Annotated in this window: 13 protein-coding genes and 1 tRNA gene; 3 read left to right on the top strand and 11 right to left on the bottom strand. The window is 55.9% G+C overall.

Translation table 11 applies throughout. The features are described 5' to 3' along the window. Window positions 1–6 precede the first annotated feature (6 nt). On the top strand, window positions 7–321 hold the full coding sequence (locus tag V8686_RS11125) for a DUF5798 family protein (RefSeq protein ID WP_379704151.1): 315 nt from the start codon (window positions 7–9) through the stop codon (window positions 319–321). 6 nt (window positions 322–327) lie between these two features. Here the strand turns inward: V8686_RS11125 and V8686_RS11120 are convergent, their stop codons facing one another. Continuing rightward, window positions 328–750, bottom strand: coding sequence for a CoA-binding protein (locus V8686_RS11120; RefSeq protein ID WP_379704150.1), 423 nt, complete (start codon window positions 748–750; stop codon window positions 328–330). Between the two features lie 38 nt (window positions 751–788). After that, window positions 789–1,397: an RAD55 family ATPase gene (locus V8686_RS11115; RefSeq protein ID WP_379704149.1), complete on the bottom strand. Its 609-nt coding sequence runs from the start codon at window positions 1,395–1,397 to the stop codon at window positions 789–791. 257 nt (window positions 1,398–1,654) lie between these two features. On the opposite strand from V8686_RS11115, the gene V8686_RS11110 reads away from it, so the two are divergent. Continuing rightward, a tRNA-Arg gene (locus V8686_RS11110) sits at window positions 1,655–1,729 on the top strand. Window positions 1,730–2,311: 582 nt separating this feature from the next. Here the strand turns inward: V8686_RS11110 and V8686_RS11105 are convergent. Continuing rightward, a complete protein-coding gene (locus V8686_RS11105) occupies window positions 2,312–2,659 on the bottom strand; it encodes a hypothetical protein (RefSeq protein WP_379704148.1) in 348 nt (115 codons plus the stop codon). Between the two features lie 376 nt (window positions 2,660–3,035). Here V8686_RS11105 and V8686_RS11100 point away from each other — a divergent pair, with 376 nt between their 5' ends. Continuing rightward, window positions 3,036–3,689, top strand: a complete 654-nt coding sequence (locus tag V8686_RS11100; RefSeq protein WP_379704146.1) for a hypothetical protein — start codon at window positions 3,036–3,038, stop codon at window positions 3,687–3,689. Window positions 3,690–3,763: 74 nt separating this feature from the next. On the opposite strand, the gene V8686_RS11095 is transcribed toward V8686_RS11100, so the two are convergent. The 8 genes from V8686_RS11095 to V8686_RS11060 all read right to left on the bottom strand — a co-directional run bounded on the left by V8686_RS11095 (window position 3,764) and on the right by V8686_RS11060 (window position 19,313). After that, complete coding sequence (locus V8686_RS11095) at window positions 3,764–6,679, bottom strand: helicase-related protein (protein ID WP_379704145.1); 2,916 nt, start codon at window positions 6,677–6,679, stop codon at window positions 3,764–3,766. Window positions 6,680–6,737: 58 nt separating this feature from the next. Then, on the bottom strand, window positions 6,738–8,003 hold the full coding sequence (locus V8686_RS11090) for a hypothetical protein (RefSeq protein WP_379704143.1): 1,266 nt from the start codon (window positions 8,001–8,003) through the stop codon (window positions 6,738–6,740). 24 nt (window positions 8,004–8,027) lie between these two features. After that, on the bottom strand, window positions 8,028–10,220 hold the full coding sequence (pglZ, locus tag V8686_RS11085; protein WP_379704141.1) for a BREX-5 system phosphatase PglZ: 2,193 nt from the start codon (window positions 10,218–10,220) through the stop codon (window positions 8,028–8,030). Between the two features lie 2 nt (window positions 10,221–10,222). Beyond that, a complete protein-coding gene (locus V8686_RS11080) occupies window positions 10,223–12,700 on the bottom strand; it encodes an AAA family ATPase (RefSeq protein WP_379704139.1) in 2,478 nt (825 codons plus the stop codon). Further along, window positions 12,690–12,896 carry a hypothetical protein gene (locus V8686_RS11075; protein ID WP_379704138.1) on the bottom strand — a complete coding sequence of 69 codons (207 nt, stop codon included), beginning with the start codon at window positions 12,894–12,896 and terminating at the stop codon, window positions 12,690–12,692. Before V8686_RS11075 ends, V8686_RS11080 begins: the two co-directional genes overlap by 11 nt. 104 nt (window positions 12,897–13,000) lie before the next feature. Next, the gene (gene pglX, locus V8686_RS11070; RefSeq protein ID WP_379704136.1) at window positions 13,001–17,323 is read right to left on the bottom strand and encodes a BREX-5 system adenine-specific DNA-methyltransferase PglX; all 4,323 of its coding nucleotides are present in this window, start codon (window positions 17,321–17,323) and stop codon (window positions 13,001–13,003) included. 110 nt (window positions 17,324–17,433) lie between these two features. Next, on the bottom strand, window positions 17,434–18,600 hold the full coding sequence (locus V8686_RS11065) for a hypothetical protein (RefSeq protein ID WP_379704135.1): 1,167 nt from the start codon (window positions 18,598–18,600) through the stop codon (window positions 17,434–17,436). Between the two features lie 89 nt (window positions 18,601–18,689). Next, window positions 18,690–19,313, bottom strand: a complete 624-nt coding sequence (locus V8686_RS11060) for a hypothetical protein (RefSeq protein WP_379704134.1) — start codon at window positions 19,311–19,313, stop codon at window positions 18,690–18,692. Between the last annotated feature and the right edge of the window lie 68 nt (window positions 19,314–19,381).

Genomic DNA, 19,381 nt, shown 5'->3' with positions numbered 1-19,381 from the left:
ACAGGTATGGGTCTTGGAAGTACGGCGAAGAAGCTCCAGCAGGTCGTCGATATGGCCGAGGACGTGTACACCCGTCTCAACCAACTCAAAGAGCAGATCGCCGAGATGCGAGAGACGGTCACCGAAACGAGGGACCGGGTCGACGATCTCGATCACGAACTGGCCGAACAGCGTGCCATCCTCGACGCCCTCGCCGAGCGGGAGGGCATCGACGTCGAAGCGATCACCGCCGAAGTCCACGTCGTCGACGCCGAGGACGTCGCCGGCGACGACGATGCCGACGGTGACGAGGACGGGGACACCCCCACCGCCGACGCCTGACACCCGCTACCCGCGCCGCCGCGCGTGATCGACTTTCAGACACCGGTCTTGGACGACCAGCAAGCCGGCGTTGCGGGCACGGGCAGCCGCCTCGTCGTCGCGGATGCCCTGCTGGAGCCAGATGCCACGCACGTCGCCACGGGTCCGTGCCCGTTCGATCACCGCGTCGACGACGTCGCTCACCTCCTCGCTCGGTCGAAACACGTCCACCAGGTCGACCGGCTCGGCCACGTCTGCCAGTCCGTCGGCCGCCGGCCGCCCCAGAATCTCGTCACGATGCGGGTTGACCGGGACGACGTCGTACCCCTGTCGCTGGAGATACGCCGGGACGTCGTGGGCCGCCTTCCCCGGCGTGCCTGAGCACCCGATCACGGCGATGGTGTGGGTGTCGAGAAGCGAATCGATGTCGGTGTCACTGGCGTTCGTCATGACTCGACGATAGGGGCCACCGGTGCAAGAATCGTCCGCTAGCGACCGGGCAGGTTCGCCGTCGGTTCGCCGTCCTCGTGTGTCTCGATCACGCCGTCGAACAACTGCTTGAGCGTGTTCATCGTCTTGTCGTCGTGAGCCGAGGAGTCGATAGCGTAGAGCCCGAGGCCGTCGACGCTCTGTACTCGCCCCGTGAAGACGTGGAGGAACCGAAACACGGTCTGGAGGTCGGAGTACATCAGGAGCGTCGACAGCGAGTCCAGAAACACTCGGTTGTGCTTGACGCTCCGTCGCTCGTAGAACTCCTCCAGGAGTTCGGAGAACTTGATCCCGACACCGGTCATATCGACCGGCGAGGACGTGTATCGGACCTGCGTGTCGTCACGTACCTCGCCGCCCTGCTGTCGGGTTACACAGTCGACGATGGCGACCGGTCGATCGGTGTAGTCGACGCGGTCACCTAGGTCCTCGAACACCCGCTTGGCGCCGTCCGTGTTACTGACGACGATTGCGCCGTCGCCGTTCCGGATACCGGTCGAGAGGACGTCGAAGGCGAGTTGCTTCTTGCCAGTGAGTGCGGGGCCGGAGAGAAGCAGGTTGCTTCCCCCCTCGACCTCGACGTCGAGCGGCGGGCCAAGGTCATACATCTCGAACCCTCGCAGGGGGTGCTAGACGGAGACATCTCCAACCCTGCGGACAACACAACTCACCGGAAATCATGAGGTAGTATGGAAATATAGTGAGCCGGTAATATTCTTTTTGATTGCATAGAATCGAGGGATGAGACGCCGACGCGGAGAAATGACGCGACGGACGAGCTCTCACCGCCCTAGCAGTTGTCGAGGTGATAGATCGAGGTGCGAACCGCGTCATTTAACATCGGCCGTCGAGTTTCCACAACTACGGGCGCTTAGCTCAGCCTGGACAGAGTGTCTGGCTTCGGACCAGATTGCCGCGGGTTCAAATCCTGCAGCGCCCATCCTTCTTCACTACACTTCAGATTCACACGACAGCAGGGGGCACTATATAAAACACCCCCGCAAACATGGTCTGGATTCCAACCCGTCGCGGGTTGAGGGGCTCTGCTGTCTGCCATTCGGCAGAATATCAAATCGAGGGTGGCTTAACTCCATGCGTTATTTTTATCCCCTCGAATAGCGCACGGAAGTAACCGAACCTCACTTCTTGTTGAAGATCTTGGACAAAAGGTTCTTAGATTACCAGAGGTATCTCGGACACGACAACCTCTGACTCAACAAGCTTGGTACCCTACATACCTCAAATTCTTCGAACACGTTCTTTCGGCAACCCACCGGTGGGGAAGGGAGTCGGCCTTCTGAGCGTACCCTTAGCTGATACTCCGTTCGGCACGGCATTGCTATGATTTGAGCCAACGAAGAGGGTATTCACCACGCGAGAAAGCAGCTCCGTCATCGCAGTACCGAAACGACGCTCGACTACGCTCACTCGGATTCTGCCACTTGTTCTGACACCGTGAACGCGAAGTGGTGAGTGAAACCCAGAACAAACGATTCCACGATTACCAGTATATCGAGTCGGTTCAGTCGAGAAACGGCGGTGACGGACCTCGTTTTTGAACCGTTCCTTCCCACTCAGGCTCGTCACGCTGAGCCATTGCAATCAGATGCTCCATCTGACTCTCGTCAAGTGGGGTGACGTACTGTTGCTCTTCATCAAAGTGTTCTGAGCGCCGGTAGTGTATCGAGCGAAGAATTGTTGCGAGATACACCTCGACGGCCTCCAATGCATCCAGTTCTCCTTCGAGTTCCTCTTGATCCGTCATCAAGCGTAACTCTCGGACCATCTTGAGATCTCTACTGGCGTTTTCAATCAGCTTAATCAGGGTTTCTTTTGCGGCATATTCGGGGTTTGAACTCTCGTTCGTCATCATTTACGAGGAAGCTGCATCCGAATATATACTTCCCGTCTGAAACGTGAACATTCGCAATATCGAAACGACACTCGGCTACGCTCACTCTGACCCTGCCGCTCGCCATGACACCGTGGACGCCGAGTGGTGAAACCAGCAGGTTTCCCAATCTCTTCTAGCACCTAATCGGAACCAGACAATCGGAACTTGTCTGAATATCAGAATATTATAATATTCTCTCTACTGTATTGTGGGGCCACAAAAGTGGCACCTATGGACACTAGACCACCGTGTATAGACCGATTAGTACATATTCCGACACACCATCGAAGTAGACGAAGATGGAACGAATCCTCGCGGCACGTCCGAGGATACCGCTTCCGGAGAACAAACGATGAGCACTGCAGAAGAATTTGAAGGGTACGCACAGGAAATTGCTGGAGACGATGGCTCTTGGGAATGGGAGGTGAACTTCCAGATCGAAACAATACCGTCAATCGACGATTCTGGCTTTTTGTCCGGTGAAGACAAGCAGTACAGGAAGGCCGAGATCAGGTGGACTCGGAAGGATATCTCTGTAGCGGCCTCCATCAGCGGATGGGAGGTAACGTCACCTGACGACTGGTTCACAATCGCCTCCATTACACAGGGAGATGACCGAGTGAGTGCGGAGTTCTCCTCGAAAGCTTCCACCATCTCTGGGCTCAAGGCTGCACTCAACGACTCCGGGTCACTACTGGGTCCGTTCAGCTCAAGCTTGCTCGGCGAGATTGACCGACGAACTCAGGGACAGTTCAAGACAGAACGGGGACCGACACCGTGGCGAACAGTTTGCGGGGTGTCTGTGCGAAACGGGCCTATTGAGGCCAGTCTCGGATACTTCCGGGGAAGTTGGAATCTAACGGTAACAGAGTCCGAACCGTTGGGAGAGAGAGGATCTATCGTCGATTACGAGACACTCAATCGAGCCAGCCTCTCGTTCGGCGACGAGGGAGCGATGCTTGACGCAATCGAACAATGGGCCGCCGCTCCGAGAGTATTCTTCTGAGATTAGGTTCGATTGCTCTAGAGAACCGAACCTGAACAATCTGTGGAAGCTTCTGTTCAGTGGTGTTCTCCACCTCAAAGAGGGAGCGTAAGACAGTAATTCTCGACTTCTGGAGCCAGCGAGATTACTCGTTCGCGCTGGCGAAGTTCTTCTCGCCTTCGTTCGATGCGGGATTCAAGTTTCTCGAGACGCTCTTGCTGGCCGCGGATAGCGATATTCATGTCTGAGCCGCCCTCGGCTTTGCGCTGGTACTCCTCGATGAAGGCCTCGATTCGCTCTCGCTCCGCCCGCGCGTACTCGTTTAGATTCTCGAGTTCACGGGCCGTCTCTTCGTGCCGGCTAGCGCTCAGTTCAGCTTTAATCTCGTTGACACGTACACTCACGTACCGGTCAGCAGCTGTACGAAGCTCGTCTCTTACAGCCAAGGTCTGCTGAAGATGGGCTGCTTCCGGCTTCGCAGAGACTGTCTCTCCCTCGACAACTCGTTCTCCGAGCGCCTGTTGCGCGTCCTGTTGCTCGGCATCAACGAAGACGGGGATCGTCTCCTCTCGAATCACCTCTCCAGTACCATCCTCGAACGCTACGCGGTAGTTGTAGGTAATCCCCGGACTGTCAACGAATGGCAGTAGCTTGAGTCCGACTTCACCTCGTTCGTCGTCGAGAACCCGCGCCATCAACCGCTGTAGAACATCCGTGTCGGGAGCGAGGTAGGTGATGCCCTCGTGCTCCATCGCGAAGTCCCGGTCGAAAGTGAACGGACCGAACGACTCGTCACTGCTCGACGAACGAATACCCTCAGGTAATTCAGCCCGATACAAATTGGTGCCCTGCTTCTCGAACTCGCCACCGAAGACCATCACAGCCTGCTCGAAGAATTCCCGGATGTCGCCCTCGCTCCCATAGACATCCTCGGAATCGTCCACCACCTCCTGAATCTGCCGGCGACTCTCTGCGTCGAACGTACTGGTCTCGACGAGACTCCGCTCGTACCACTCCTCAAGCGTACGTTGACGCTCTTCGATCATCTCCTCGAGTTCCTCCTTGGTCGCACTCGCTGGCTCGTCGTTCTGGATGGACTTCATGATGAGTGAGTCCACATCGATATCGTCGAGCATCCCCAGCACGTCGGCAGTGTTCCCGAGCTTCGAGCGGATCTCGTCGACCTTCGTCTGGAGCATCTCGAAAATCTCGCTCTCGCGGGTGTCATCGAAGAGGAAGTTCCAGACCTTCACCTCCTTGTCCTGCCCGTAGCGGTGAATGCGTCCGATGCGCTGTTCGAGGCGATTCGGGTTCCACGGCAGCTCGTAGTTGGCCATGATGTGGCAACGGTGCTGGAGATCGATACCCTCGCTCGCCGCGTCGGTCGCGAACAGCAATCTCGATTGGCCGTGATTGAACTCGTCCTCAATCCGGCCCCGCTCCTCTTTGTCCACGTCTCCATGGATGACCAGAATCTCGTCAGCCCACGGTTCGTCTTGCACGAACTCAAGGAGGTAGTCGAGTGTGTCTCGGTACTCCGTGAACAACAGGAGCTTCTCGTTTGGTTGCTCCTCAAGCAGTTGGCTGATGAACCGGCGCACCTTCTGGGCCTTCGAGTCGACCGGGAGCCCTTCGGCTAGTGCGACGAGGTCGCGAAGCGTGTCGATCTCCTCCTGCAGTTGTTCGTCGTCGCTCGCCACGGTCAGGCCAGCGATTTCGTCCTCAGCCTGCTGTTTGCCCTCTTCATCGAGATCCTCTCCGTCGAGGTAGGCCTCGGCCTCCTCGGAGAGATTGTCTGTCGCCGTTTCGGCGTCGAGCAGGTCGTTCAGTCGACGGCGGAGCGTCGAGTGGATCGCCCCGACGCTGCTCACCAGACGCTTCTGCATCAGCGCCATCGCGAACCCAACCGCGGGCTCGTTCAGCTTCTCCGAGCGGTTGTAGACGTGTTTCACGTAGTCGGTGACGCCACGGTAGAACTGCCGTTCGTCGTGGGTCATCTGGACGGATACCGAGCTGACTTCTCGGTCGGGGAAGATGCGTTCGCCATTATCGTCGTAGAGGCCCTCTTTCCCTCGGCGAATCATCACGCGATTGGCGGCCTCCTGTGTCAGTTCTCTACCCTCGGCGACGAGGAATGGATCGACGTACTCGACGAGCGAGCGGAAGGCCTCGCCCTTACCGTCGTGTGGTGTCGCGCTCAGGAGCAGCAGGGAGTCCGAGTTCCCTGTTATCGTCTCGACCGCTTTCGAGGTCTTGCTCGGCGATTCTCCTCGCTTGGCCGCCTTGTGCGCCTCGTCGACGACCACGACATCCCAGAACGCGTCTTCGAGCGCCGGGCGGAACTCGTCCTGTCGGACGAAAGCCATGCTCGTGACCAACTGCTGCTGGTCCTGATTCCAGATGTTCGCCTCCTCGCCGAGCCGTCGTCGCTCACCCTCTACCCACGCCCGATCAGCGACGGTCAGGTTCACGTCGAAGAACCGGTCCATATCTCTGACCCACTTCTTCTGCAGGTGAGCTGGAACGACGAACAGAACCCGATCCGCACGGTTTCGAGCGGACAATTCCTTGAGGATGAGCCCAGCTTCGATCGTCTTCCCGAGCCCCACGTCATCGCCAATGAGCGCTCGCTGGCGAAGCTTCTGCATCACCCAGTTCACACACGCCAGTTGGTAGGGCTCCAACCGAACGAGCGAGTTCGAGATACTCAGCAACTGGCCCTGTTCGTGGGCGAGTTTGAGCTTCGTCGCCTGTGTGTGAAGGTCGAACCACTGAGCCGAGACTGCATCGTGGTCCGGGTGGAGGGATTCGAGTTGTTGATCGCTGACCGTGTCGATCGGGTCTTGTCGGGGCTGAATTTCAACGTCGTCTAGACAGACCGTCTTGACGCCTTCACCGTCGATATAGGCGCGGAGATACTGCAGATCGCCGACCGACCGGGTCTGTATGACTTCGGCAGATGCACCGTTCAGAATCACCTGTTGTCCGGGAGAGAACGTAGAGTCCGTCATCCGCTGATGAAGTTGTCAATGGAGCACGTCATCTTGAATGTTATCGGAGGGTACTGAGTCATCCCTCGAAAGAGCGGAGCGTCCTCTCTATCTCTGATTCGACGAATTGGATTTCGTCGTGGTACGCGCCTACGATGGCTGAATAGTGCTGGGGGAACTCCCCGGCTAGTTCCCGGTTTTCGTACTCTTCAGTGTAGGTTTCAAGCAGTGACCCATTCGCAGCCTCGTTAATCAGCGTCCGTCCCTCGCCTTCGACGAATCGGGAGAGCACCGTCTTTACCGCCTCGTCCGGGAGGTCGTAAGCCAGTTCGTTCGGAAGAAGTCGTTCGAACAATCCTCCCGAAAGGAAGGGCATCTCCTGCAGCGACCCTTGGAGCTCGTCATCACGTTGCTTAGGATGGGCAGATAGCGAATCGTAGAACAACGGCTGCAGGAACGTTGAGTAGAAGCTCCCTCGGAATCGGTTGAGGCCTCGATTGTGCTCTTCCCACTCCTTACGCAGCGAAATACTTTCGATGACACCACGGTCGTCGAGCAGTTTGAGGAACGCCATCCGATCGAGGAAGAGAGCTCCGAACGCCAACTCCTCGCTCCGCGTGGCATCATCGGGTGCTTCCAACATCGACATGATGTCGGACTCGATGGTCTGGTACTCCCCATCTGCAGCGAGAACCTCTACATACAGATCATAGAATTCGTCGAGTCCACCGATTGCGCGTCTGACACAGTAGTGATTGAACACCTGATAGAAGCGCCCCAACACGCCTTCAACCGTGCTCTCCGACTGGAGTTCCTCGGTGTAACTGACCAACCCGCGTTCCCGTGCAAGTCGCCGCACTACGGGTTTGATGTTCTGCTCTGCGACCACATCTACAGTAGTGGCGCGACCTCTCTCATCGGCCTCGACCTCGTAGACTGCCCACCGGAACCCATCAGTCCCGATGCCGTACTCGTACCGCTGAGAATCGAGATATGTTCGAAGATCATTTTTCGCCTCGCCGAACTGGTTTATCGACTTGTTCTCTCCGATGACCCGGTCGGCGAGATTCTCCACCCGAAAGTCAGGGCATTCGTTCTCGTCCCCGGAGGGATAGTAGGGACGTGGAGTACAGTCGAAGCCGAGTATCTCCAGTATCGGCCAGATGAGGGCATCTTCGACACACCGCTCCCGCCGTTGGCTCAAGTTCTTGCTGTCGAGTGGTTCGCTTCCCTCGATGACCTCGTCGAACCGAGGTTCCTCCATCCGGACCTCCAAGGTGTCGAGGAAGCCGTCGATATGGTCCCGGATTTCTGCCGTTGCCGCATCTATCTCCTGCGATGACATTCTATGAGATCTCTATTTCCGTGTTCAGCCCTGCGTGATACTGATGAAGTCGAGGACGAACTCCTGCGGTAGCAGCCCGCCGTGGTAGAATCGGGCGTCGCCCATCCCCTGTTTACTGAATCGCTTGAGAGGGCTCGTGAGGACGCTCACATTCGCGTCCAGATAGCCCAGCCGCGCGCTGGAATCGAGCAGCACGCCGGGCGCATCCTCGTCCACGTCCTCTCCAGCAACCCAGCGTCGCCCGGAGTCCGTGGACACGTCGGGTCGTGAAATCTTCTCCGGCGTGACGTGGTGTGGGAGGAGAACGAATCCGTGGTCGGTCAGGATGTACGCCTGATCCCACTCTCCCTGCTGGATTTTCTCGCCGATGAACTTGGCGAGGGACTCAACACGGCGAGAGAGCATCTCTTCGAGGTCGCTGAGTTCCTTCTCCCCGATGTTGTCGAGGTCGTTCTTGAAGTAGGCGACACGTGTCGACCGCCATCCGTCGTCCTCCTCGCGAGTGACGGTCCATCCATCGCTCTCGAGCAGCGAATTGCGGCGATTGGTCGTGACGTGGCGATTGTTCCGGAGTGGCTGCAGGTCGCCCTCGACCAGCGAGATATCGAACATACTCACCTCGCCCGGCGTGAGCGCGGCTTTCCCGAACTCCGTCTCGGAGGGGAGCGTCCCGAGCCAGACACTCTCCTCGACGGCGAACTCCGGAGCGTCGGCGGGGAGAGTAGCGACGTACTCTCGAAGTTCCTCTGCGAGGTGTCGAGCGAGGTCGAGGCGCAGAGCATCGATGACGAACAGCGCCACAGTCTGGCCGCTCTCGAGCCCCGCAGACTCCTTGTTGAAGAACTGGTAGGCATGGTCCTCCTCGACGAACGGAGCGCCAGCCTCAACCGTCTCGGTGACGAGGTCACCGAGGTCTTCGAGGTAATCGACGTACTTCGACTGTAGCTCCATCCGTAGGTCACCGAGAGTCTCGGTCGCGGGATGTTCCCCGGAGAGCTTCGTCTCTGGTTCGCCGGAGACGACGAGCTTGAGAACGGCGTTGTCGATCTGCCACGTTCCCTCGTCCTCGTCAGCATAGAGTGAGACGACATCGTCGGTCGTCCGGTCCTTCCACGTGTCCAGTCGATGCGCGAGCCGCGCGACCTCGGCGGCCTGCGCCCACGTCTCCGTCCACGGGCTGTCCGGGCCGTATGCGCCCCGGTACTTGCCGTGGTAGCCCTCGCTCCCTCGGAGGGCTTTGTAGCGTTCGGTCGCCCGGTCGAGGCACGTCTCGTAATCCCCACTATCGAAGGAGACGTGCCATTCCCCCCAGAGACGATGTTCGAGCGCAGCGTCGACGATACACTTCGACAGTTCCCACGGGTCATCCACCCCTTGGACAACCTCGGGCCACATCGACTCACCGAGATAGCGGTCGGCGATGACGCCCTGTGAGCCCGTGTTGTTCAGGACGGATTTGAGCTCCGGCAGGTCGTGGGGGCCAGCGGTCTCTGCTCGGAACTCGGGTGGGAAGGCGTCAGCATCAGCACCAGCGTGAATCAGCCACTCCGCAACAGCCCATCGGCGCGTCGCGGTGACGATGCCCACTGGGTCGGATTCACTGGCAACTGCATCGATACCTTCCCCGGACAGCAGGTCCTTCATCTGGTCGATAGTCTCGGAATCATCGTCGATGTCTCCCCAGCCGTTCTCCAGCACGAAAGCCACGGGATCGGTGTAGCCGCCGGTGACGATCTGTGTCCGGAGTTGTTCGAGTGTCGGCAGGTGCGTGCCCGTGAGTTTGTCGTGGAGAATCCGAGCAACTTCCCGTCGCTTCGCGGGGTCGTCCGTCCGCGTCGCGTTCTTTAGTTCCCATGCTTGGAGTTGCTCGCTCCCGAAAACACGGACAGTGAGATCCTCGATACTCAGTTCCACCTCACTTCCTGTGTGCTCTACGTCACGGAACCAGTCATAGTCGCCATCGCGGTCTTCGGGTTCCTTGACGTGGGGCACGTACCAGACCTGTTTGCCATCGACGGGGTTCGCTCTGAGCTCCAGTGGGGTTTCTTCGGCGACCTTCAGGTGAACGTTGAGTTCAGTACAGGCCTGTTGGATGATGTCCTTGAGATAGTTGCCGTCGTCCCACCAGAGGATGATCGGGGCGTCTGATTCGGCTCGGTCGAACTGACGGCGGATTGTATCTTTCGCGGCTTCTGGGAGGGATTGGGTTGCTTGCATTTCTATGATGATTTCCGCAGATTCAAATCGAGTTGTCCACAGTTGCACCGAAGGCTATCTTCCTGCTGTCCATCCATACTGATATAGACACAGGCACCACACTCATCACACCAGAGCAGTTCGTAGAAGTCCCGGTAGGCATCTACAGCCGGTTGCAGTTCTTTTGGGGTGCAACTTGCAAACGTGCTCTCATCTTCGTTATAGTGGACGTTGGGATTGATTGCGCCACCGTACTCGTATATTCGGTCAACCACCTCTGTCGCTTCATCTTCCAGTTCCGAAATGTGCGAAGTATCCCCTCCCCATGACTGTTCTGCAGCTTTCGAAGCCCGAAGTAATTCCTTGTATCTTGAGATTGCCCCACTTTGGAAGTCTCCTAACGTCCACCTACTATTCGATTTGAACGGTACTTTCGCGTTCAATCGGTCACAGGCCTCGCGGAGGTACCACTCTGCCATTCGACGGGTCTGATGAGCCGCAATCGAAGTATTTCCATTTTCCAATTCACTCTCGATGGTATCCCACTCCATCTCTGGCCGTCCATGCGTCTGAGGACCTTCTTCGATATCCCAACCAGAGAGTTGAATCGCATTACTGGAACTCACTACCCCAGAGGATCGGAGGTGGCGATGCCAGAGGTCGTCGTGAGTTGCAACTATGAGCTGGTAATCCTCTGTGAGTTCCGAGCCCATTAAGTCTGCCAGCGGACGACGATGCTCTGCATCAATAGACATTACAACGTCGTCAAGCATCATTATCGGCAGTTCTTCTTGTTCCTGTAGCCAATCGGCGAGGGCGAAGTATAGACAGATTCCCATACTGTCTTGATGCCCTTCGCTATGGAGAGCATGTGGGGGGTACTGACCACGCTCGTAGAAGTCAACCTCAATATCGAGGCCGGTCTCAGTCGGATTCAACCCCACACTGAGATCGGACTCATCACCGTGCATCGTGGTGTAGTAGTGTTCGAATCGATCCTCAATTTGTGAGTAGATCTCTTCTAGAATCGCATCCCTTGCATCAAGGAACGTCTGATGTACGGTCGACATATCGTCGGCAATCCTACGGTACTCTGCAGCCTTGCGACTTCGGTCGATCATCTCATTATAGCGTCTATTCGCTGCATTGAGTGTCTGCCACGTCTCGTCGAGCTGATCGAGTTGCGGTCCGTCTTCGACGTGGGAACTCAGTCTGTCGAGAAGGGCTTCTAGATCATCTGGACGCAGGAGACTTCTCTTCTCACTTGTTGAGAGGTCATTCTTCGGCGGGGTGGAGAGAGGATCACCACTATACTGTTCTTCCCATCCCTCAACAGTATCGAGAAAGTCGTCCAAGCTTGACTCGTCGAACCGATCGATCCCTCGAACGATGTCCCGGAGTGAATCCGCGGTGATACGAACGTCGGTAAGCATCTGCTGAGCCTCATCTCGTCGGTCACCAAGTTGATCTAGTGTTTCTTGGAGTTCAGATGCCTGTTGTAAGCGGTCTTCAAGGTGTTCTTCGAGCCGATCCGGTTCCCACGGTTCAAGGCACAGCGGACATCGCCCGGCATCGGGATCAATCGCCTCAATTCCCTGCTCAATCAGCTGTCTTCGCTCTAATGCTCGCCTTGACTCTTCATCGGCATCGATCTCTTCCCATGCTTCAACGTACTCCTCGTCCGCCGTCAAGAACTCCTCAACGTCGTCGCTCAACCATTCCTGTAGCTGGTTGAGTCGTTGTCTCCCATCCGAACGAAGAAGGGAGGATGCGACGACTCGGCGCGACGGAGACTCAATATTCGACGTGAACGATTCCTCGTCTAGACTTGCCAATTCGCCACCTCCCAGTTCCGCTCGGAGTGAATTTACGATCTGAAGTACGGTACGCTCCTCGTCCTCGGAATCCTTTCCCAGTATGTTATGGAGGTCTGAACGTCGGCTGCGTGCCTCGCGTTCTATTCGCTCCGCTTCCTCGTCTAGATTCTCTGCAGCGTTGTCCAGCGCCAAACGACGATCTCGGACGTGTTGCAAATTGAGAAGTGTCCTGATTCGTTCAGAACGTGTACTTCCTTTGGCAGTAATGAAGTCAAGAAGCTCGTCTCGTGAGAGAAGATGGAGCCCCCGTTCGGCAGCTTTGACTGTCGATTTAAATCGATCTGTCGTTGACTCGTCCGGTCCATCAATGTCGGGATCGTCCCGATCGTTGACTGTTCGACGAATCGTGAGTGTCTCCCCCGAGACCGAGAAGTCAGCCTCTACCCACGACTCCTCCGGGGCTGCGTCCACATGGGGACCGTGTCGACGCTCCGTTATCGACTGCGTTCCCTCCCCAGAAAGGGCCTGAATCGAGCCGGTTAAGAGGAAATCGACGGCAGCGATTACCGAACTCTTACCCGATCCGTTTGGGCCGACTAGAACCAGATTATCGTTCTCTGGCTCCAACTCAAATGCTCCGTTGATACCTCGGAAGTTCGAGATCGTCAGACTCTCAATCCTCATTTGCGAGAGCTTCTTCCTCGATCAGTTCGGCAATTTCGTCGCCCCCGCCGAAATCGTCTTTATCGAGTTGCCCTTCCATTATTTCAATCAGTTGGAAATCCACGTCAGATTTCTGTAATTGCCGCATGAACTCCCCGGCAATCCGTGCCTCAACATCTGCAGTCTGGAACTCGGATGTATCCTCTCCCTCGGACATATGCTGTTCCTCTGACTCATCATTAATTAGAGTATGTGTCGCGTGGGAGAGACTGAATAGATGAATCCGAGATTAGATGACTATTGATTCCCTTCGGATACTGGTTAGAGTACCTTGTTCTCGACAATCTCCGGAACGACGCTCTGCTCCGCAAGGGGAGTGATATTGATCACGACGCCATGCTTGTGGTTCGGCTGGTAGCCAGCAGTCGTCACTTCCGAGAGCGCCCGGTCGCTCCAGTCCGAGGGGATCTGCTTGTACACCGTCTGGCAGCGGTCGTCAATCTCCTCGGCCAGCGCCTTGAACTCCGCTAGCGGTGGGAGGTCGTCAACGTCGTCGATATCCTCGTCGTCCGCAATCCCTTCGAGGTACTCCTCGTCGACGATGGACGCGTCTTCCAGCCCCGTCGCGAGCGAGGCGAGCATCCGTTCGTCCTCGGTCAGGTTGTCGAAGGGCTCGCCGTCCTCGTCAAGCATCTCCGCACCGGCGCTGTCGAAGTAGTAGGTCATGAAGAGGATGCCCGTGCTGGAGTAGTGATCCGAGCCCTTGAGCCGCCAGTTGAAGTAATCGAATAGGTCGGCGAGGTGTGCCTCCACGGGTTCGTCCGTCGGCTTGGCGTACACCTCGCAGGCGTTTTCCAGCTCGTCGAGCGCGTCCAGCCACTCGTCGCGCCACTCCTCGACCTTCTCCCAAAAGCTGTCCGAGAAGGTGTCTTGGAACCACTCCTCGCCGTTGCGCTCTCGGAGCTCCGCCATCGTCTCGATGCGCTCGGCTGTTTCCTCGCGGAAGGCGGCCACCTTCGGAGCGAGTTCGTCAACGCGTTCGCGGTCGTCATCGTCGAAGTCGCGCTCACTCGTGGAGCCGAGTTCCTGCATCACCTCCTCGAACTCGGCAATCTGTTCGAGGGCGCTCGAACAGAACTCAAACTCGTCGGTCGCGTCGGCACGTTCGGTCGAGGAGAGCGAGTCGTCGTTCCGACGCTGGTTGGCCGCCGACCGGCGCTCGCGGAGTTCGGCCTTCCGCGGTTCGAGGTACTGGTTGCTCAGGCGGTCGAAGAGGCTGGCGTCGAGCTGATGGTAGTCCACGAAGCACGCGAAGCCCTCGCCTTTCGCGTCGGCGAGGAGCCGCGCCGTGCTGAGCTTCCAGACGATGGGCGTGTTCTCCATCGTGTCGACGTGGTAGGCGAAGAGGTCGTCCTCGATGAACGACCGGAGGTTGGGGTACGCCTCGTCGGCGGCGGACTCGGCCCCGAGGATGTCGTCGACCTCGACGAGACGGTCTTCTGCGTACTCGCCGTACGCGTCCTCGAACCGCTTGACGATGCGGTCGAGCATGTCGGCCTGCTCGTCCGTGCCTTCGAGGGGGATGATGCCGTCCGACTCCTCGCGGACGGCCTCCATCGCGAAGTGGTGGACAAGGTTCTTAACTAACTTCACTACGTTTACCGACTCCTCCGAGACAGAATCTTGCTTGAATTCTTCCCTATCTCTGGGATCATGAACAGTTCGTAGTGCAATTTCGTCGTTAATATCTTTCTGCGCCTCGTCAGGGATATTTACAGTATCATATAGCGTCTGGTCAATCTCATCTGCAAGTTGTTCGAGCTTGGATTGTCGGTTGATTCTCTTCTTCTCGGATTTGATTGCGAGTATTTCGATCGATTGCTTACCGGAATGAACATCTTCGGTTAAATCGACCCAATAGGAGACCTCATCCGTATGAGGGTGGTTGTAAAAGAATCCAGATCTTTCTTCCGTCGGAAGAAGGACAGGTCCCACGTAGAATGGGCTTGTGGGATTACTCAATCGGTTTTTAATCTTGACCCGGAATTGTTCTCTAGCAATCTCAGCAAGTCGTTCCTCTTGACTCAAACTTTCAAACCATGGCATGCCTCCAACCTCGCCAGCATTCCATTCTCTTTCAATAGTGAGAGACAAGAAAAGCGCATTATATAGCTTGGAATTAAATGCCGCCAACATAGTCCACAAGGAATCTTCCTTATGAGGAACAAAGAGATATCCTGTATCGCTGAACAATCCGTTTTTCGGGTAATATCCGAATCTTCTTCCAGTTTCTTTGATTCGCGTCCACGTTAACCCACTCTTTCCGTAGAGTTCTTCATTTGGAGTTCGAACCGTAGGACTGTATCTCTTGATTGCTTTCCCATCCTCTCCCCACTCTACCTGTTCGGGGACATGCGGAACGAGCCATGCATCTGCTCCACCGCTGGCGATCGGCTTGAATACCTCATTATCGGTGATTTCCCAACATAGCCGAACGAAACGATTGTTATTAGCGGTAGCTACCCCCTGCCGAGCGAGCCCGACGGAGTCCCCTTCAACACCCGCTTGTTCGGCGTCTAACTTCAAGTCAGAACTATGCAACTCTCGGACTTGTCGTGGGGTTGAATAGCACAAGGTAGTCCCCGGAACTTCGGAGAAAACAGATAGATCAACTGAAAAGAATCTCTTGACACCATCATCTGATTTTGACAAAATGTTGGTGAACTTGCTCTCCTTATTTCGTGTTCCAATATCATGCAAACGAATGAAATCGCCGGTCGGTTTTTGTTGTACACCAGACCTTACAACAGTACCCGCAGTTCGAACAGTAGCGTTGTCAAGCACTCCAATTCCGTACTCAGCTATAAAATCAAAGCTACTCTGTTCCCCGATGAAATCGATTCTGAATTCTTCGAATCGGTTCTTAAACATGAATGTGCGGGGAACAAGCATTCCCACCCGTCCGTTCTGCTTCGATATGCGGTCTCCAACTTCGAAGAAGTTGATATAGAATTCCGGCGTGTAGTTGTAGTGGGATTCAACATATCGTTGGACAGAGTCTGGCATACGATTTCGAGAACCGTATGGTGGATTCATCAACACAACGTCATAATCTTGTGCAAGGATATCTAGCAGATGAATGAAACTTCGTAAATCCTGTGCCAAGAAGGAGTCTCCATTACGGTGTTCATTAACCGCTTCTCGCAGACTGTGAAGTATCTGTCCAAGAGTGTGATTTTCATTCGGGTCGTCTTCTAGTGTAATCTGTACACTATCTTTGTCAACATTATCTTCAAAGAGGTCGCCAAGAGTTCCCTGCACGTCAAGCAGACTCCCAAGTCCGTGGACCTCTTCGAAAGCATCCAGAATTTGACGGAGTGCGCTCTCAACCTCCGACTTTCCATCAGCAACTTCATCAAACACCGCTTCAGCCCCCTCAATATCCGCTACATTTGCATCAGCACAGACGATTCCGAGATCAGGAATATCAAATTCCTCGGCCCCCTCGGCTTCGGCGCGCGTTCGGCCTTTGAGGTATAGATTGAATGCGGCGAGTTGGCAAGCTCGCATATCAAGATCGATACCATAGAGGTTATTCCGGAGAATTCTTCGAGGAATTTCTGCATAATCAACATCAGTCTCGTTTCGCCAAATCCGCTCTAGCACGTCAAATGCGTACAGCAGGAAATGGCCACTCCCGCAAGCAGGATCAATAACACGGATGTCTTCGGGGCCGTCGAATTCTGGTGGTTGTCCCTTGTCCTCAGAAGGAACAAGATAGGTGCAAAAATCGGAAAGAGAAGGGGACTCATCTGGTGAGAGGGGTCGGTTCTTGCGCTCACCGGGCGACAAAGATTCCTGTTCTGTGACTACTTCTTGTAGTTCACCGGTTTCTTCAAGATACAGTTTGCCAAGAGAATTGTCTGTGAGCATTCGAACCACCCAATGCGGTGTATAAAATTGATTGGCAGTGGTAACCTCATGCGGTTCGAACTCTTCCGTCCGTGCTTTGTCTCGGAGATTATCGAGGAGCTTGACGTTGTAGTATTCGTAGACCCAGCCCAGCACGTCGTCGGCCCGCCAGACCTCATCGGGCACCTCGTCGAGCATCCCACAGAGGTCTTCGTAGGTGTCGTCATCGGGGTCAAGCAGGCTGTAGGCCGTGGAGCGGTCGAAGAGAATCTCGATCTCCTCGGCGAGGTCGTCGCACGCGTTCCGGTAGGCTTCGAGGACGGCCTCCTCTTCGAGCATGAACTCCTCGTTGACCAGCCGGTCGGCTGCTGGCGTGAGTCCATCCTCGCGGAACACCGTGACCTCCTCGTCGACGAAGTCCCGCACCTCCATGCAGCGGAGCGCGGCCAGCCGATTGACGATGGTGTAGCCGACGCCCGTGATGTACTGCTCGTAGCCGTCCTCCCACTCGTTGCCATCGACCGCTTCGAGTTCGATTGCCTCGACGAGGTCTTCCTCCTCGTCGCTTAGAGACGCGTCGTCGTCCGGGCGAGCTTCGAGATCGCACTCTTCGAGCTGATAGCGGACGTTTGCCTCCACCCGGTCGCGCATCTCGGTGACGACATCTTCGAGATGCTCGCGCTCCTCCTTGTCGAGTTGTGCCTTCCGAGGTGCCGCAGAATTCTTGTCCATATGAGAGTCAGCGATGTTTCCTTCAGAACCGCGGAGGTGTCTTGAAGATTGTCCATACCATCTATTCGAACAGAAGACAAGGAAGGCGACACCCCCACTTTCTGAGTCACTCACCCAGAGCGTTTCAGATAGGCATCCCAGAGTGCCCCGAAGTCGAAGTCTTCCACGAAGCGCCGCTGTTGCTCATCGGATAGCTTCTCGGTCATCTGTTGAAACACATTTCTCCACTCATGTTCGGCGAGAATCGGTGGATGGCGTACCCACCCTCGACTCGAATTGACGTTGTAGGAGTTGATTTTGAACAAATCGTCGTTGGAGAACCGAAGCATCACTCCAGCAGGGTCGTCATATCCCTCTCTTTCTGCCCGGACGAATGCTCGGCCGGTGTCGGACTCGTAGTCCGACTCGGATACATCGGTGTTCTCAACCGTCCACTCTCGAAGTGTGGCTAACTCTCCATCAAGGAATACTGCCCGACGAGTCTGTAGGTCGAGATCGCCGAACAGGTCTCGGAAGGTCTCCTGTGGAACTTCCATCGAGGACGACTGGTCGGGGCGATCGTCCCGACGAGAGAACGCCCAGAAGGTAAGCACGGGGTCGGAATCTGGCTCGCGAGGGCCGACAAGCAGTCGCTTTCGATATTTATTGCCATCCTCTCCTCCAGTTCGGCTTACCCCTAGCGTCCCGCGAACCATCCCTTTCTGTAGTAGCCGACGGTTGATTTCTTCGAGTAGATAGTCGTCTCGAGAAGGAATCTCTGTATCCGGAACCTCCGCTCGGGCGTCCTCGAAAATACGGTAAATGTCTGCCCACTGGATTGTCTTCCACGGTGACTCCGTACTCCTCGCCGTAATGTCAAATGCCTCTGCATAGTCCTCAAGTTGCCTCCTTCTGAGGTCAGCTTTGGCAGCTTTGGCCTCGATGAATAGTGAACGGATGGGTTCGCCGGCACTGTTCTTAGCCCGGATTCGAGAATCGATTTGACTGGTGTCCCCTGTCCCACCGCCATCTCTCACGCCCCCGGTTCTCGATAAACCGATTAGAATACGCTCCTCACCATCGGTCGGAGAGGCATCATCCGCTGAAAGTTCAGTTCGGTAGTCATACGATTCAACAGCACGGTTATTTTGTCCCGTACAAAGCGCGAACAAGTCATCGGTCAGAATATTTTCCGTGTCAGAGAGAGTCTTTATGAATCCGTGAACGGTGTTCTTTTCCAGCGGATTTGCGTCTGTCCCAGACTCGAAATAGAATATGTTATCTTTCCTATCTCGCATACTGTTCGCCGACATTCGGGAGCATCATAAGATTTATACTCAGAATATCAGGTGACGAGCGAACTCTGTTATATGCCGACTGAGCGGGCCTAATCAACTCGCAACACGAGGCTCCGGAACTCGGGATTCTTCGAGACTTGAATTGAGTCCGCATAACTGAACTCCGACCACTCCATTCGGTAGCGACCGCTCAACTGGATTGGCTGAGCCATCCCATCATTCTGAATCCAGTCACGCTCCTCCCGCCAATCAAGCGTTCCCTCCACGGTTCTACCCTCGTGAACGCGAAAATCGTCGTACAGAGCGTCGTAGGTTTGTGTCGTCGTTGACCAGTAGTTAGCGTCGTTAGTCAGCAGCACGAAGTAGCCGGACCGCCCCTGTTCTGCGACGACCTCCTCCAGCCGTCGCACGTCCCGGAAAATGCGGTAATGAACTTTCGTCTGCGCATCATCCGAAGTGAGGCCGAAGCTTTCATCGAACGCGTTATTTTCGACCTCTGCTTCCTTCGTTTTGTACTTGAGTTCGACTGGAATCGTGACCCCTCCTCGGCGGATTCCTATATCGACCTGCGCTTGTGTCGCTGGATTCCACTCCAGTCGAATCCGTTCGTCGCCGTACATCTGCGCGAGTTCGGCAGCGAGGGCGAGTTTGAAGTGGTCTTCTGAGTGGTAGACCTGATCGAGTTGTTCGAGCGCCCATTCGATGTCGACCATGAAGGTAGTCTCGAAAGGGCTACTCAAAACGTTTGGCGGCGAGTGGCCACGAGTTCTGCGTATGGAGA

Origin of the sequence: Haloplanus litoreus (assembly GCF_045690335.1) — an archaeon.
In the GTDB taxonomy this organism is placed as follows: Archaea; Halobacteriota; Halobacteria; order Halobacteriales; family Haloferacaceae; genus Haloplanus; species Haloplanus litoreus.
This window is presented reverse-complemented; position numbering and strand designations above follow the sequence as displayed.